Source organism: Nostoc sp. JL31, assembly GCF_017114965.1.
In the GTDB taxonomy this organism is placed as follows: domain Bacteria; phylum Cyanobacteriota; class Cyanobacteriia; order Cyanobacteriales; family Nostocaceae; genus Nostoc; species Nostoc punctiforme_A.
This window is the reverse complement of the sequence record NZ_JABXKO010000123.1, coordinates 38,994-54,996: the sequence shown is the minus strand read 5'-3', so window position 1 is coordinate 54,996 and position 16,003 is coordinate 38,994. Positions and strand designations below refer to the sequence as shown.

Annotated in this window: 12 protein-coding genes and 1 pseudogene; 2 read left to right on the top strand and 11 right to left on the bottom strand. The window is 43.9% G+C overall.

Annotation, left to right across the window (positions count from 1 at the left end):
- Window positions 1-29 precede the first annotated feature (29 nt).
- From HWQ43_RS33430 to HWQ43_RS33380, 11 genes and pseudogenes are all read right to left on the bottom strand, one after another.
- Entirely contained in the window at window positions 30-758 is a 729-nt protein-coding gene (locus HWQ43_RS33430) for a HEAT repeat domain-containing protein (protein WP_292741680.1), read from the bottom strand.
- Window positions 759-928: 170 nt separating this feature from the next.
- Window positions 929-1,771 carry a HEAT repeat domain-containing protein gene (locus tag HWQ43_RS33425; RefSeq protein WP_292741678.1) on the bottom strand — a complete coding sequence of 281 codons (843 nt, stop codon included), beginning with the start codon at window positions 1,769-1,771 and terminating at the stop codon, window positions 929-931.
- Window positions 1,772-1,818: 47 nt separating this feature from the next.
- Window positions 1,819-2,028: pseudogene (locus tag HWQ43_RS33420) on the bottom strand (phycobilisome linker polypeptide); the annotation flags it as partial.
- Window positions 2,029-2,116: 88 nt separating this feature from the next.
- Window positions 2,117-2,986 carry a phycobilisome linker polypeptide gene (locus tag HWQ43_RS33415; RefSeq protein ID WP_292741673.1) on the bottom strand — a complete coding sequence of 290 codons (870 nt, stop codon included), beginning with the start codon at window positions 2,984-2,986 and terminating at the stop codon, window positions 2,117-2,119.
- 139 nt (window positions 2,987-3,125) lie between these two features.
- A complete protein-coding gene (locus tag HWQ43_RS33410; protein ID WP_292741671.1) occupies window positions 3,126-3,938 on the bottom strand; it encodes a phycobilisome linker polypeptide in 813 nt (270 codons plus the stop codon).
- A gap of 717 nt (window positions 3,939-4,655) precedes the next feature.
- Complete coding sequence (gene cpcA / locus HWQ43_RS33405) at window positions 4,656-5,147, bottom strand: phycocyanin subunit alpha (RefSeq protein ID WP_012411562.1); 492 nt, start codon at window positions 5,145-5,147, stop codon at window positions 4,656-4,658.
- Window positions 5,148-5,234: 87 nt separating this feature from the next.
- Window positions 5,235-5,756 (bottom strand): phycocyanin subunit beta, encoded by a 522-nt coding sequence (locus tag HWQ43_RS33400; protein ID WP_289795183.1) that lies wholly within the window; start codon window positions 5,754-5,756, stop codon window positions 5,235-5,237.
- Window positions 5,757-6,362: 606 nt separating this feature from the next.
- Window positions 6,363-7,178, bottom strand: a complete 816-nt coding sequence (locus HWQ43_RS33395; protein ID WP_292741670.1) for an alpha/beta hydrolase — start codon at window positions 7,176-7,178, stop codon at window positions 6,363-6,365.
- A gap of 310 nt (window positions 7,179-7,488) precedes the next feature.
- The gene (gene hpnH / locus HWQ43_RS33390) at window positions 7,489-8,508 is read right to left on the bottom strand and encodes an adenosyl-hopene transferase HpnH (RefSeq protein WP_094349680.1); all 1,020 of its coding nucleotides are present in this window, start codon (window positions 8,506-8,508) and stop codon (window positions 7,489-7,491) included.
- A gap of 42 nt (window positions 8,509-8,550) precedes the next feature.
- Window positions 8,551-9,603, bottom strand: a complete 1,053-nt coding sequence (gene hpnA, locus HWQ43_RS33385; RefSeq protein ID WP_292741667.1) for a hopanoid-associated sugar epimerase — start codon at window positions 9,601-9,603, stop codon at window positions 8,551-8,553.
- On the bottom strand, window positions 9,603-12,293 hold the full coding sequence (locus tag HWQ43_RS33380) for an efflux RND transporter permease subunit (protein WP_292741665.1): 2,691 nt from the start codon (window positions 12,291-12,293) through the stop codon (window positions 9,603-9,605). The genes hpnA and HWQ43_RS33380 overlap by 1 nt, the downstream gene beginning before the upstream one ends.
- A 304-nt stretch (window positions 12,294-12,597) precedes the next feature.
- On the opposite strand from HWQ43_RS33380, the gene HWQ43_RS33375 reads away from it, so the two are divergent.
- Window positions 12,598-13,287, top strand: coding sequence for a phosphorylase (locus tag HWQ43_RS33375; protein ID WP_292741664.1), 690 nt, complete (start codon window positions 12,598-12,600; stop codon window positions 13,285-13,287).
- 689 nt (window positions 13,288-13,976) lie between these two features.
- A complete protein-coding gene (locus tag HWQ43_RS33370; RefSeq protein WP_292741663.1) occupies window positions 13,977-15,689 on the top strand; it encodes a bifunctional diguanylate cyclase/phosphodiesterase in 1,713 nt (570 codons plus the stop codon).
- The last annotated feature ends 314 nt before the right edge of the window (window positions 15,690-16,003 follow it).

The following is a 16,003-nucleotide window of genomic DNA, read 5'->3' as shown; positions in this document are numbered from 1 at the left end:
TACCGCAAGGGCGGTTGGTGTCTGGTAATTTACCGTCTGCCACCACCACGATGAGGTATTTCAGACACTTCAGCATCTTCTAGCTTTCTTTTCGGTGCAAAGATTTCTTGATGTTGTTGCTGTTGAATTTTTTGCTGTGCAAATTTTACGCGGGTACGAACTCCCAGATCGGCATCATTATCGAGTATTTGCTGAAGTTGATTTGTAATCCGCGATGCTTGATCGGGTAAAGTGACTGCTATAGCGATCGCTAGTGTTTCTAAACTCGTCACTGCTGCATAGCGCACTATCCACTCTGGATCTTGAGAAATTAGTAATAGCGCCTCTAATACTTGAGTCTGAACAGATTCCACTTTCTCAGCAGGTAGTTGATGCAAGCGCAAAGTGCCTAATCCTCTGGCAGCTGCTCGCCGCACACTTAAGGAAAAATCAGTTTTTGCTGCCTCTAACAAGGTATCCAGCGCCCGAACATCGCCAATTCCCGCTAAGGCACGGATAGCCCAAGCTCTAGCACTGTAGTTGTAGTCATCAATTAGTTCCAATAGTGACGGTACTGCGGCTTCTCCGATCGCGATTAGTCCATCTACTGCCGCCACTGCCGCCCCTGGATTGTTGTAGCCCAAAGCTGCAATCAGAGTGGGAACAGATTCCTCTATGCCAGCTGCCGCTAACTCCTGAACTGCGTCTAATAAGCGATCCGAGGAGTCTGCTTCTTCCACAGCACGAATTAATATTTGGGCAAGGTCACTGTTATTCATAATAATTTGTCATGAGTCATTAGGGATCTGCCAATTGTAGCTTAAGTCCTCCGTAGTTGACATCATACATAAACCCCCTAGCCCTGATTTTGCAGTTGGGTTGGGGGTTTATGTGTGGTAAACATTTCTTTTAAACGTATTAATAACAACTAATGCCTGGGAAATTATGACTACAACAGCGAGTCCATCAAATTTATTACTTTAATTGCACCATCTGACAAAGTGCTTGTTGCTGTGTGCTTAACTTGATGTTCTAGTAATCCTTTAAGAGAAATTAGCTTTAGGCTATTTTCAGCAAGAGTTTCGGCGATCGCATCTGCTGCGGGTAGATAGCCAATCGCTCCCAAGTCTGCTAAGACTGCTCGACGCAATTGTAATTTTTCTCCTGCCAGAGCTTTTACTAACCGTTCTCCATAAACTGGTTCTTGGGTTAATTGATACATGGCTCGTGCAGCAGCATATTGCACCAATTCGATTGGATGCTCTAAAAATGGTTTTACCAAAGGGATACACTCAGTCGCCCTCAAGGCTCCCAAGGCTTCTAAAATGGCTTCGTAGGGTTGAGATAAATCAGGCTGTGAGATCAGCTGCTCTCCTTGCAAACCTACTTGTAATAACTCAATCAGGGCGGGAATACAAATCGGATCGCCCAGCATTTCTAAGGATTGTGCCGCCGCTTCTCGTACATAAAAATCTGAGCAGTCTAAACACCCAATTAAAGGTGATACTGCTTGGCGATCGCCTAGTTTTCCTAATGCCCTAGCTGCGTTCCGTCGCAGAGGATATCCGCCTTCTGGTGTTCTATCGGCTTCATCCTCTAACGCTTTAATCAATCCTGTAACCGCAGCTGCTTCACATATCCGAAACCTACCTAACCACCAGGCGGCATAAAAGCGCAGACCTAAATCTGCACTTTCAAGATTAGCGATCGCTTGCTCTACTGTTAAAGATTCACCATCGCCAGAGTTACCTGTCGGTGATAAATCTTCAAATTTCTGCGGACTAGAATTCATTATGAAGAAGGAGGATCGCTTTGTTCGCTATTTGTTTTAGCTTCAGCGTTCAATGGCTGAATGCTAACTATTTTGCCACCCAAGCGAGTAATTCGCTGCATTTCTTGATTCATCCGGTTCTCAGGCACTGTGAAAAACACAGTGGCACTAGAACGAATGGGATAGTTGGTTTTTTCAGTTTCTTCGCTTTGGCGCAGACCCACTACTTCATATCGAAAGTAGCGACTACTTGTTCTACTACTAATTGGCCCAACCATAAAATTAATTCCCTATTCTAAATTGTCATTAGTCTTTTGCCTTTAATAATGACATTGACTAATGACTATTGACTAATGACTATTGACACTAAAGGGGTTTTACACTAGCTATTTTACCACCTTGTTTTACGACTCTCTGGAAGTAACTAGATAGTTCTTCATAAGGTACAATCACTGCTTGATTGACGCGGCGTGTGCTAGGATAGCCAGCTCCGAAAACACCTGCCACTTCAATGCGGTACAGTCTGCCTTCTTTACCAAAGGTTCCTGCACCACCAAAAGTACTGTTGGGGGTAACGCCTTTTTCAGAAGCAACGTATGAAAAGCCTGAGGGACCACCAGAGGGAGGAACAACGACGGATGCACTATTGCGACCTAGTTCGCTAGCAAGCCGAGAAGATTTGCCTTTGAGTTGGGAGGTATCGCTACTGGCATAGCCGCGATAAAGTTGGAATATCCGGCTAAATCCGACAGTTTTCTGTCCTGTTTGGGTATTAAAGCCACGATAGTAAGGTACTATATTTTCACCAAAGCTAGATTGATACTCTGGCGAATCAATATAAGAATCAATGTCGGCTTCATATCCCTTAGTTTGATACAAGTCTAAGTGATAGACGACATCAGACTCATCATAAGGGGCACGACCCAACAAATGTTTGTAGTTCAGTTCAATGACGCGAGTTTGGAAGTTGTCGTAGAAAAATTTGGTTTTGTACAGTTCTGATTTAGCTAATTGACGCACAAACTCTTGCACTGTACTTTTGCCATCGCGCAGGATAGATTCAGCGCTTGTCAGGCGGTCAGATGCCAATATGTAGTTGTTGCCCAACACCTGACGATAGACGGCAGAAATTACTCTCTCAATGTCTTCTTTGCTTGCATTCGGACGCAATTCTACAGGAACCTGATCGCTAAAAGGTTCTGTTCCCAAACGGGAAGCTGCGGTTGTAATAGCCATTGGTAATTTTCCCTTTGTAATTAATAATTTCTAAGGGGAGTAGGGAGTGGGGAGAGACGCGATTAATCCCGTCTGTACTAGGTAGTGGTGAAATTTCCTACTCCCTACTCCCTACTCCTTACTCCCCCCGATTCCCTATTTATACGGCTGAAATGCTAATAACCTTACTACCCTTGCGATTCAACTGCTGCAATTTACTAGAAAGTTGCTCGTAGGGTACGATCAATTCCGCAGTCCCACGCCGTACTACAGTTGAGTTTGGGGAAGCTGCTTGTAGCACTCTGATCCGGTATGTTTCGCCGCGTTCGCCTCTAGAGAGACCTGTTAAGGCTCCAGCAGAGACTGGGTAAATGGGTGAAGCTAGATTCTTAGCCACTTCCCAAGTTAGCCGTCCTTGTTTTTGTCCTTGAGCGCGATCGCTATTGGCATAACCCCGATACAGTTGGAACAGTCGGCTATAGCCAACGTTTTTCTGTCCTACTTGACTTCTAAAGCCTTTATAGTAGGGGACAAGATTTTCGCCAAAACTCTCTTGATATTCTAATGAGTCAATGTAGGAATTTATCTCAGCTTCATAACCTTGTGAGTTGTAAAGCTCAACATGATACGAAATCTCTGACTCATCTTCTGGGGCACGCCCCAATAAATGCTTATAATTCAACTCGATAAACCGAGTTTGGGAGTTGGAGTAGAAAAACTTATCCCGATAGAGTTCTGATTGAGCAATGGCTAGCACAAATCCCCTAACGGTGATTGCACCTTGCTGCAACAGTGATTCTGCACTCTCTAGACGGTCTCCTTCCAGTAGATATGCATTACCCAAAACCTGACGGTAAGCTGCTCGGATAACCACTGCCACATCTGCTTCTGTTCTATCAGGGCGTAGTTCTACTGGTGCTGAATTTTCAAACGCCCCAATCCCTAACCTTGCTGCTTGTCCCAAAGCTGCCATCTTTAACCTCCTCAGTTTTAACTGCAAAACTGAAAACTGTTTAGAAAATTTTTTTCTAGTCTTTTAACAGTCTTTTTGAAATTGACACTCACCTTACTTTAAAGTAAGGCGATTTTTAAGACATAGCTGCCTTAATATCCTGTTTCCACAGGTTCCCAGGCTCACCTTATCAGTTTGGCAGCCCCTTATGGGGGAGAAACCTCCAGACGTTCTCTACCAGACACTGCGCGTAGCTTGCTTTGCCATAGGGGGCGGACTCGCTAACGTTGCGCTAGCGTCTTTCCTTCCCTACGGGACGCTCCGCGAACGGAACGCTCGGCGAACACGTAGCGTCTTGTAAGAGATGAGAGAAGATTGCGCTCGCTGCCTCACCACATTTGCCACAAGGGCGTAGTGATATCTCCTTACGTTATTTCGGGCGTATACTTTCCCCCAGTCCGAGGGTAGGTTTTTAAATCTTGTACTGACAAAAATATTGTGCCAATTGACGGTAGCTTAAAAGAGGCACTGGGTTGCTAACTTTCCCAAAGTTGTAGCAAATACCGTGCTACGTCGGCAGCTTTCATCCCTGCTTCTAAAGCAAAAAATACAGAACTACGTTCCTCTTTCTCCAGGGTTTTCAGCTAGCTTTTCTGAAAAAACTGCCCGGAGAGATAAACAACTCATAGAACTTACTTGTCATAAGAGCTGATTTCCTCTCCGGGCTAAAGAAACACTCTAGCTTAGAGTATTGATTACATAGTCGATGTAGGAATTTGCTTCAACAGCAGGATCGCCGCTGAGGCCGTGGTTAGCTTTGATGTACTTGAGAGCTTCAATGTACCAGCTAGGAGACAGATCAAAAGTCCGGTTGATTTCAGCCAAGCCAGAAATCAAGAAATCATCCAAGGGGCCTGTGCCACCAACAACTAAAGCGTATGTGATAATCCGCAAGTAGTAGCCGACATCACGTACACACTTGCCTTTACCGCGCGCATCAGACGCGAAGTTAGGGCCTTGTTGTTGAGTGGTGTAAGGGAACTTGTTATACACTGCTTGAGCAGCACCTTCGGTCAAGCGTTGAGCATTGGCGCTCAATGCTTTTGCTGCTTGTAAGCTAGCAGGAGCTTGGCGGAAGCGACCAAAAGCAACTTGAATTTCGGTGCTGCTGAGGTAGCGTCCTTGAGAATCAGCCGATGCAATTGCTTCAGTTAGAGGTGTTTTTGTCATTTTGGTATTTCCCTTTTACAAACGTTATGGTTGAAATTTTGTTTTGTCCTATGGACAATTATTTAGTCAACATTAGCAATGCTTGGCTTAAGCCACAGCAGCAGCAGCGCGATCGAAATAGCTAGCTATTTCAGATGCCAATGCACTGCAATCGCCTCTGGTGATATTGTTTGTATCGTTGACAATTGCCAAAGAAGCTTGTTTCAGCTTTTGAATACCAACAGCAACTGAAGCTCCTGGAGTTCCCAATGCCAAGTAGGTTTCCCGCAATCCATTGAGGGCACGATCGTCTAGCACGCTAGAATCGCCAGCAAAGATAGCGTAGGTGATATAGCGAAGAATGATGTCCAAGTCTCTGATACAAGCAGCTGCACGACGGCTGGTGTAAGCATTACCACCGGGAGTGATCAATTGGGGTTGTTCTGCCCACAAATCACGAGCCGCAGCAGCAACAAGAGCTGACGCATTGCTGGTAATACGGTTAACAGCATCTGCACGCTTGTTACCATCTTTGACTAGTTCGCTCAATGCATCCAATTGTGCATCGGAGAGATATTCGCCGCGTGTATCAGCTTGGGAAACTACTTTTGCAAATGCATCTAAAACCATTGCGTTAAATCTCCTAATTTGCTTGGTTAAGAATAATTGGACTCAAAACTGAATGGTTCAGTTGATTTTTGATGTCAGCACTGCCTGACGAGTTACGAAAGGTTTAAAACAGACATCCAAGAAATAAGTTTACGATCTCCAGGCTTTCAGATTAAAACTTTTGTTAAAAAACTTCAAACTTCTATGAACGACTGGAAAACCTGATTAAGATGTTGTTTTTTACTTCCAAGTTCTCTTTATACAATGCTGCCGCATCATAATTTATTACAAATTATTGTTATGTTTGTGAAATTTATTTACATAACTTCATATTTTGGTCTTTGTTTAGTTTATGAGCCGAGCGCTGCTCTTGTAGGGCAATAGGTGTTGTAGTTACTGTCACTTTGTATTTATCCAAACAGAATTCAGGAGTCAGGAATTCAGAATGAATTATGTACGACTGGCGGATAGCGCAGCGGTAGCGAGTCATCGAGCGTCTGAACAAGAGGCTTTAAAACCCCCGCTGATAGAACAGCATCGCACCAGAGCGCCTTGATTCTGACCGGAGGCAAAGCGGAGCCTGAGACGCTCCTGAATTCTGAATTCTTCTTCAACTCTTATGTAAAATTACTCAAATTTATTTTGGAGAAAGGCAATAACACGCTTGAATGCTTGGGGGTCTTGGTAAAGAAAGCCATGACCGCCCTTAAAAAACTCTAAATACGAACCTGGTATCTGTTTGTGCATTGCCTCAAGATTGGCGGGAGGAGATATGCCATCGTGATGACCCCCGCAGATATAGACAGGAATACGCAGTTGAGAAAGTCGATTATATGTATCGTGAGCAGCACGAGCCTCAAGCTGGCGACGACGCCCAACTTCACGACTTGGTTCGTCTGCACTCGCTTGAAAAACTGCTAGTGTCAACTTCACTAATTCCTGAAATTGTGTCGTTCTGCTAGAGAGCCAAGCTTCATCTTGCCAACGGGTATCAGCAATTGTGATTTGCCGATGAGCTAGTTCTTCGCTAGGTAGGTTCACGAGTTGATGTAGTGGATATGACGATCCACCAGCACCACCACTACTAGTACAAGCTAAAACAAGACGTTTAACGCGGTGCGGATAGCGCAGTGCCAACTCTTGGGCTACCATACCCCCAAAGGAAATTCCAATGATATGAGCGTTCTCCCACCCGACTGCATTTAACAAAGAATCTGCATCGGCGGCGTAATCTGCTATGGTGTAAGGAATATCAGGTTTTGAGGTTTGACCCAGACCACGCTGATCGTAGGCTAGAATTTCAAAATGTGGGGCTAGCGGTGAGTCAAAAATAGTCGGCGATCGCTGCAAATGTACTCCAGTACCACTGATACAGAGTAGGCGTTGACCAGTGCCACGAATCTCATAATACATTTGCAGGTTACAAATAGATACAAATGGCATGAGTATTTTTCCTGATGAATTTCGGCGAAATTGGCTGAGGAGCGATCGCAATATCTCTAGATAAGCATCCTCATTTAACTCTTATCGCATGTTATTCAGACACATTCTAGTGCAATCAGAATACTTAAAGGGTGCGTAGGCGTAGCCCGCCGCAGGCATCGCACCCTTTAATATGTAGCATTTACCCTACTCAATGCTGATTGCTGATTACTGAGTAAATTAAGAATTACTCAGTACTTATGTACTTATTAGAAGCCCCGCCCCTTGTGGGCAGTCTTTCAACTCAGCACTCAGCACTCATCATTACTTACTAATTCCTGCCAAAAACACTACCAAGGGCACGCGCCATATTTTGCGGCTGCATTGCATCCATTGCAGCGGTGGGTTCGTAGCCACAATGAACCATACAATCGGCACACTTAGGATTACCACTCTTCTGTCCGTATTGACTCCAGTCAGTTTGTGCGAGTAATTCCTTAAAGGTAGAGTAATAACCTTCGTTTAGCAGATAGCAAGGTTTTTGCCAACCGAGAACGCTATAACTAGGGCTACCCCAAGGTGTGCATTCGTAGTCCTTCTCACCCGTGAGAAAATCTAGGAACAAGGGATTGTGATTGAAGTTCCAGTTTTTTTCACCACTTTTGTAGGGAGCCAAAATTTCGCGGAAGAGGGCGCGGGTTTGTTCTCGGTGGAGAAAATGATCTTGATCTGGTGCCCACTCGTAACTGTAGCCGGGAGAAATCATCATCCCGTCAGTATTTAGTGTTTCCAGAAAGTTAAAGAACTCTTGCATATCTTTAGGTTCAGTACCCTCAAATATAGTCGTGTTAGTTGTAACACGAAAGCCTTTAGCTTTAGCGGCGCGAATGGCTTTGACAGCGATATCAAAAACACCTTTACGATCTACGCACTGATCGTGTAACTCCCGCATTCCATCTAAATGCACACTAAAAGTCAGGTAAGGGGAAGGTTGAAACTTATCCAGACTCTTTTCTAATAACAAGCCATTGGTACACAAGTAAATATATTTCTTGCGCTCAATTAATCCCTGGACAATCTCATCAATCTGGGGGTGTAGCAGAGGTTCTCCCCCAGGAATTGAGACAACTGGTGCGCCACACTCTTCCACAGCGGCAAAACACTGTTCTGGGGTGAGATTTTGCTTTAAAATTTCCTTTGGATGTTGGATTTTACCACAACCAGTACAAGCGAGATTACACCGAAAAAGAGGTTCCAACATCAACACTAAGGGGAAGCGTTTACGTCCTTTCAAACGCTGTGTAACAAGATACTTCCCAATATCCATAGCTTGTTGTAGATTAACTGCCATTGTTGCGATCGCTCCTCTTTTAAAGATAAATGCACCACTTTCTCAACCCCAAGATTTATCTGTGGGGTCTTCAATTTTGAATTTTGAATTTTGAATTTTGAATTTCCCAGAGGGGTTGACATATCCCTGAGCAACAAACCAATCCACAGCATCTTTGAGTGCGGCGTTCAGCGAAGATTGGGGTAAACCCAATTCTCGTACAGCCTTTGAAGCATTGTAATACATAGGTTGTTTCGCCATCCGAACGCCATCTAATGGTACTGAGGGCGATTTTCCTAATGGTGCGAGAATCTTTTCATCAACCCAGGCAACGCTCAGGGGCAACCAAGCGGGTACTGTTCGTTGAGGTGCGCTAAGACCTGTGATATCGGCAAGTTGTTCGAGTAGTTCTTTGAGACTGAGGTTTTGATGACCTAAGATATAGCGATCGCCAGATTTACCCCGTTGCAAAGCCAGTAAATGCCCCCATGCCACATCCCGCACATCGATAAAATTTAGACCAGTATCTAAGTAAAAAGGCATTTGCCGTCGTAAAAACCGCAGTATTATATCACCCGTCGGCGTAGGTTTGATATCCAACGAGCCAATAGGACTGCTGGGATTGACAATAACTACTTCCTGACCTGTAGCAACAGCTTGCATAGCTTCTTGTTCAGCCAGAAACTTAGACTTTTTGTAGTCACCTACCAACTTTTCTAAGGGACTCTGATGTGTTTCATCGACGACTTGACCAGACGATCCTACCCCAATCGCTGCCACTGAACTTGTGTAGACAGTGCGCTCAATGTTAGCTTTGCGAGCTGCTGCTAACACATTACGCGTACCCAGGACATTGTGACGGTGGAGTAATTCCCGGTCTGTTTGCCGCAGAGAATAATGGGCTGCCACATGAAATAAGTATTGACAACCTGCCATTTGTTGCCAGAGATTTGGATCGTTCAAATCGCCTTTGACAATTTCCACCTCCAAACCGCGCAGATTCTCCAAATTGCTGCTTGAGCGTACCAGTGCTTTGACTGTGTAACCCTGTTGCAACAACAACCGTACCAAATGGGCACCAATAAAACCCGTACCCCCCGTGACAAAAACCTGCATCAAGCTGCCCCCCTTTTCTTAAATCTGGGAAACCAATCATCCAAAATGGTGTAAACTACCGGCACAACAATCAAGCTGAGGATAGTTGAAGTTACTAGTCCACCTGCGATCGCTACAGCCATCGGCGATCGCAATTCGGAACCAGCACCAAAACCCAATGCGATCGGTAACATCCCTAAAATAGTCGAGGCCGTGGTCATCATAATTGGTCTGAGGCGTACTAGTCCGGTATTGAGGATCGCCTGGGTACGGTCTAAGCCAGCGTTGCGTAACTGGTTGATATAATCTACAAGCAAAATGGCATTTTTATTTGCCAGCCCTAGCAAAAAGACGAAACCGATCAATGAGATCATACCAAAATCGCTCTTAGTAATCAGTAGCGCCAACATCGCTCCCACAAGTGCCAAAGGCAAAGAAACACCAATCACCAGAGGGTCTACCCAGCTTTTGAACAGTAAAATTAGTACTATGACAATGCACAGGGCAGATAAAGCCAGAGTAGTGCCGAAACTGCTAAACACTTCACCTTGACGGGCAGAGTCTCCCCCTAAATTTAAGGAAACATTAGAGGGTAATACCGCCTTTGCTTCAGCTACCACTTTGTCAGTGGCATCACCCAAAGACAGATTCTTGCCAAGATTAGCACTGATGTATGCTACGCGCTGATTATTCAGACGCTCGATCTGAAAAATCGTGCCCTGTGGATTCGTTTCACCTGTAACTGTGACATCAGCGAATCCCGGTAGCCTCTGAATCCTTTCTTTAATCGCTTTGACTGCTTTGCTCAGAGCTTGGAGATTATCACCTTGTAATGCTATTTGCAGGGGTTTTTGACCACCAGAATCGACAAATTGAATATCTTCAACACTAGTATTTACCCCAGAAAGAGTCGGTAATGAAAAGCGCAACTGGTCTTGTAATTCCGCAGTTGTGATTGTGCGATCGCCCTTTAACTTTACATATAGTATCCCTTTATTCGGCTCACCCTCACGAGAACCAACAGTGGTAAATACCGTTTCAACTGCCGGTGATTTTCTGACTACATTTTCTAGTTTCTTCGCAACCTCTAGAGAATCGTTCAAGGGATTGGGAATTTGAAACTGGGGAATAGAATTTCTCCCCTGTTCCCCTGCTCCCCTGCCCCCCTGCCCCTCAGCTCCACTAGGAATACTCGGCAAAGGAGCCGTATAAGCAATATTAAATTCGCCGCGATCAAGTTTGGGAATAAACCCTTTGGGAATTAGTGGAATCAGAACTATACCTGCGATGAAGCTGAAGACAGCTAACCCGATAACTATTTTCCGGTGATTTAAAGACCAACTCAGTAAATTTCCGTAAAATTGAGTAAAAGCTACCCAGATTTTTGCTTCTCGACGTGGGGAGAGTGAGGATTTAGGTTTCAGCCAGTAGATAGCCAGAACTGGAGATAAAGTCCGAGCAACTAGCATAGAAGCAAGCATCGCCGCGGATACAGTGATGCCAAAAGGCTTGAAGAACTGACCGATTACCCCACCCATCAAACCTATGGGTAGAAAAACTGCTACTGCTGTTAAAGTGGCGGCGGTGACTGTCAACCCAATCTCATTTGTCGCTAAAAGCGCTGCTTGACGAGGAGTTTCGCCATCTTCAACGTGTCGCATGATGTTTTCCACATCCACGATCGCATCATCAACAATGCTACCAATCACCAAAGCTAAAGCCAGCAGGGTGATTGTTTCCAGGTTGAAGCCGAAAATTGCCATGACGATAAATGTCGCCAGCAAAGATGTAGGAATCGCTAAGGCAGAGATTAGAGTTGCCCGCCAATTCCATAAAAAAGGAAAAATTACCACTATTGACAACAACACTGCTTCCAGCAAAGCATCGATTGTTGACTGGGTGGCTTGACGGATATATTCTGCTTGGGTGGCAGCTAAGGTGAGTTTGACATCTTTGAGGGTAGAGCGTAGCCTTTGAACTTCTTTCTCAACATGACTCACGACTTCCAAAGTATTAGCACTACCGCGTTTGATTACCTGAAATGCGAGTGCATCTTCACCGTTAAACCGGACTAATGTCGCCCCACCTTGGGGGAGAGCCGTTGCACTCGCATTCGCTGGATTTACCGCAGGAGTTGCCGTAGCAGCACCTAGTAGTGAGACTTTTAATACTCCTGGTAATTTAGCGATCGCACTTACAATCTCATCTTGTGCCAACTTCGTCAAATCTTTGAGATTCCGTGTAGGACTCTCTATGGCATAGCTAATGGCGGCTGACTCGTTTAGATTCAGAGGAATGATTTTGTCAGTTGCTCCTTGAGGTAGAGTCAACTGCTTGAGGGCAGTTTCAACCTTTTTGGTCGATGTTTCTAAATTTGTCCCAACGGCAAAAGAAAGGGCAACAGCTGTTTGACTAGGATAGGTTGATGAGCGAATATTCTCCAGTCCTTCTAGAGAGCGGAGGCGTTCTTCTAGGGGTTTGGTGAGCTTCGCTTCTGTATCCAGGGCAGTTGTCAGGGGAGCTGTAGCATTCACAACTACCACTGGAAAGGTAATATCTGGAAACAAGGCATACTTAAGGGAACTGAAAGCTAGAACACCAGCTACCGTTACGGCAATCCAAAAACTCACTGTCAGCCACGAAAATTGAATCGCCAATTTGGAAATATTGAAGAGTTCTCGTGCGGATTTGGAGTTATGAAGCTTTACCATCTTGGAAAATTATCGTGTGGATGACACAATTATTTAGTCATGCTACAGCAATCATCTTCGGTTTGCTAATTTTGGTTACTACCAAACGGCAATATTACTTATTGTCACTCAGATATGACCCAATCTTTAATCCAAGCATTAGTTAGTGGTTACGCAGCGCTGATGAGCGATCCTAATTTTACAAACTGCGTAGGCGTAGCCCGTCGTAGACATCGCTCTTCAAGGTAAAGAAGAATCCCACCATGCCCATCTACTACTCTAAACATTAATTGACCGTTAAAACTTAAAACTATCGAGAGAGCTAGTGCCTAATTTTTTGCCCATCAACACAATTCTGGTGCCTCAAGGAGCAGAATATAAAGCCGTGTGTCGCGGATTAAGCGGCATTACTGCCTCCATCCCAAAAGTAGTAGCCATACCTGTAGGGATGAAGCCTTTACTCAAATACCTGCAACAAGGACAATTTCTGACTCCAAAATCCAGAGTGCTGGTTATGGGTATATGTGGCAGCTTGAGCGATCGCTATACAGTTGGTGATATTGTCCTGTATCAAGATTGTGTTTATCAGGGGAAACAGCAAGAATGCGATCGCACTTTTACAACACAATTGCACTCTTCAATATCAGAAAAAGTATCTTTGGTCAAATCACTGACAAGCGATCGCGTAATTTGGTCTGCATCCGAAAAACACCGTTTAGGTGAGACTTTGGCGGCTGATGTTGTAGATATGGAAGGATTTACCGCTTTAGAATTTTTCAATGCGGCTGGAGTTGCAGTGGCAATGCTGCGAGTAGTCAGCGACGATTGTCAGCATAATATCCCCGATCTCACACCAGCAATTAACTCTGATGGTTCTCTAAACCCTTTGCAGTTAGCGATCGAAATGCTTCGACAACCTTTTGCCGCTACTCGGTTGATTCGAGGTTCATTAACAGCATTAAAGGTGTTAGAACAAGTTACAAATCTGCTTTTTTCAGGCTCTAGCAATAAATAATCTATTGCGTCTTTACAGCAACTTCTAGGTAAATAACCAGGGAGCATCTCAATGAGCGTAAAAACACGTTTGCCCTAGCGAATGGAATGACTCTGTTGGCGAATTCATGTAAACCACAATTTACGGGGTGAGGCGCTACGACATCTCAATGCTTTGAGGGTAGCGATCGCAATTCGCCAACAGTCTCATGGAATTCGCAGCTATACAAACAAAACCCACGGAGGTGGGTTTCAAATCCTTTGAGTCCGCGTAGGCGGACTTCGTTTGTGTAGCCGCGATTTCTAATCGCCTGGTATATTTGCTATGCCCTTACAAAATATAGCAATCCTAAATCGTTTGTGAGAATATATCTTTACTCTATTTGCATTCTCTGCGTCTCTATCTTTAGGTATAAAAAAATATTTTCAGCAATCAAGTCGAATTTGTATATATTTTTTACTTTTACATCACCTGAAAACAAACTAATAAAAATCAACATAATTTAGGTATTTATTGTGAAATTGTTTATCGAGAAGCTTTACATAAACTTTATCGTTAAACATATCAAATAGAAACCTCGATTGGGAAGCATAATATATGACCTTATCAGGGTTGGGTTCCATGAAAGCTAATTGCACTGAATTATAAATCCAAAATACCCTTTTGTCAGAATAGCTCGGAACTAATTTACCCACTATCAAACATAATTTATGAAGCTCAATCACAAGCTAAATCTCTACTCGTTCCTAGCTAGTTTTCCATTACTCAAAAAAAGTTACACCGCTAAAATCATGTTGGTGGCATTTTTGGGTACTCACATACCACTTCTAAGCTTACTTTTGAGTTTCGTTATCTCAAACTCCTATTCTTTGGAGATGGCGATTCGAGTTATGCTTATTGCTCTGTTGGCTACCTTAGCGGGTACAGCCGCCACCCTCTACGCACTACACCACCTTCTCAAACCGGTTATTTTTACATCTGTGGCATTGCAAAATTATCTAAACACCAAAACCTTACCTGAATTGCCCACAGAATTTGCTGATGAAGCCGGTACATTGATGGCGGATACCTCACAAACTCTTCACAAATTAGATGAGTTAATTCATTACATCAGTAATTATGACGATTTAACTGGATTGCCCAATCGTGAATTATTCTGCGATCGCCTCCATCAGACTCTATCTCAACCTGAAAATAACCAGCGCTTTGTAGCAGTCTTTTTACTGAGTATTGATGATTTCACTGCTATGAGTCATGGGTTGGAGCATGAAACAACAAATTTGTTGTTAAGAGCAGTTGCTCAGAGGTTATCATTCTGCATGACACAAACAGATATTCTTGCCCATTTGAGTGGAGATGAATTTGCAATTGCCCGCATAGAAATTGTTTCTTTTGAAAGTGTAATTAAGCTATCTCAGATGCTGTTAAGCACCCTGAGTAAACCCTTTTCTCTAAAGGGTAACTTGATTCATATCACCGCCAGTATCGGCATCACAATTAATGGAATAAATGAGCATAATAGCGTAGATCAACTTTTGCAACAGGCTCACATAGCACTGTATCAAGCAAACCAAAGAGGGCGTAGCAAATACCAATTCTATTCACCGGAAATTAATGCTCAGTTGCAGGAGCGAATAACTTTAGAAAATGAATTATATGGGGCGCTTGACCGCAACGAAATGCTGGTTTATTATCAACCTCTGATTGATTTACATAGCGGACAAATTACGGCTATGGAAGCGTTGGTTCGCTGGCAGCATCCTAGATTAGGTTTGGTTTCTCCAGTAAAGTTTATTCCCATTGCTGAAGCCAATGGTTTGATCCTACCAATTGGTGAATGGGTCTTGCGAACTGCTTGTGCCCAAAACCGTGCTTGGCAGCTTGCAGGATTTAACCCAATTCGGATATCTGTAAATCTGTCAGCTCGACAGTTTGAACTACCAAATCTGGTTGAGATCGTTAGTCAAATTCTTGAGGAAACTGGACTCCAAGTATCTTGCCTGGAATTGGAAGTGACAGAAAGCTTCTTGATGGCTGATATGGAGCGATCAATTAAAACCTTAAAACAATTACGAGAACTGGGTATATGCTTGGCTCTAGATGACTTCGGTACTGGTTATTCCTCTCTCAACTACTTAAAGCGTTTTCCCGTGAATATGCTCAAGATCGATCGGTCATTTGTACAGGATGTCACGTCCAATCCTGATAGTGCTGCCGTCACGAATGCGATTATTGCCCTGGCAAAAAGCCTGCGGTTGAACATCACGGCAGAGGGTGTGGAAACCCAAGAACAGCTTGACTACCTAAAAACGCTGGGATGTGATGAAGGTCAGGGTTACTACTTCAGTTGTCCTGTGCCCGCCGATCTAATTACCCCGATGTTGCAGAAAACTTCTCAGCAGATGGAGAAAATTCCAGCATAAGTGGATGCCTAAGCCAGAAAATACACCCCTGATAACGTTTCACTTGAATTTTGCTAGAAATGATTATCAGGGGGCAAGTTCAGAAGGCAGCTATGCTGAAGGAATTCCCATAAATAAATTTAGACTTGCGCCGTAAGCCTCAGCCGAAAGTAGATTTAAAAAGGACGCTGTATTTCTTGCGCCTACTTAATAAAATACATATTTTTTTGTTTTTCATAAATAAATTTAGTTGCTCTCAGACTATTTCGCCTCCAGAGAAAATTCTTTTCTAAAACCTCCTGCCTCCTGCCTCATGCCCCCTGCCTCCTGCCTTT

Coding starts and splice junctions, on each gene's coding strand:
- HWQ43_RS33425 (WP_292741678.1), bottom strand. CDS start 1,771: ATGAATTCTAGTCCGCAGAAATTTGAAGATTTATCACCGACAGGTAAC.
- HWQ43_RS33410 (WP_292741671.1), bottom strand. CDS start 3,938: ATGGCAGCTTTGGGACAAGCAGCAAGGTTAGGGATTGGGGCGTTTGAA.
- hpnA (WP_292741667.1), bottom strand. CDS start 9,603: ATGCAGGTTTTTGTCACGGGGGGTACGGGTTTTATTGGTGCCCATTTG.
- HWQ43_RS33430 (WP_292741680.1), bottom strand. CDS start 758: ATGAATAACAGTGACCTTGCCCAAATATTAATTCGTGCTGTGGAAGAA.
- HWQ43_RS33395 (WP_292741670.1), bottom strand. CDS start 7,178: ATGCCATTTGTATCTATTTGTAACCTGCAAATGTATTATGAGATTCGT.
- hpnH (WP_094349680.1), bottom strand. CDS start 8,508: ATGGCAGTTAATCTACAACAAGCTATGGATATTGGGAAGTATCTTGTT.
- HWQ43_RS33400 (WP_289795183.1), bottom strand. CDS start 5,756: ATGGTTTTAGATGCATTTGCAAAAGTAGTTTCCCAAGCTGATACACGC.
- HWQ43_RS33415 (WP_292741673.1), bottom strand. CDS start 2,986: ATGGCTATTACAACCGCAGCTTCCCGTTTGGGAACAGAACCTTTTAGC.
- HWQ43_RS33380 (WP_292741665.1), bottom strand. CDS start 12,293: ATGGTAAAGCTTCATAACTCCAAATCCGCACGAGAACTCTTCAATATT.
- HWQ43_RS33370 (WP_292741663.1), top strand. CDS start 13,977: ATGAAGCTCAATCACAAGCTAAATCTCTACTCGTTCCTAGCTAGTTTT.
- cpcA (WP_012411562.1), bottom strand. CDS start 5,147: ATGACAAAAACACCTCTAACTGAAGCAATTGCATCGGCTGATTCTCAA.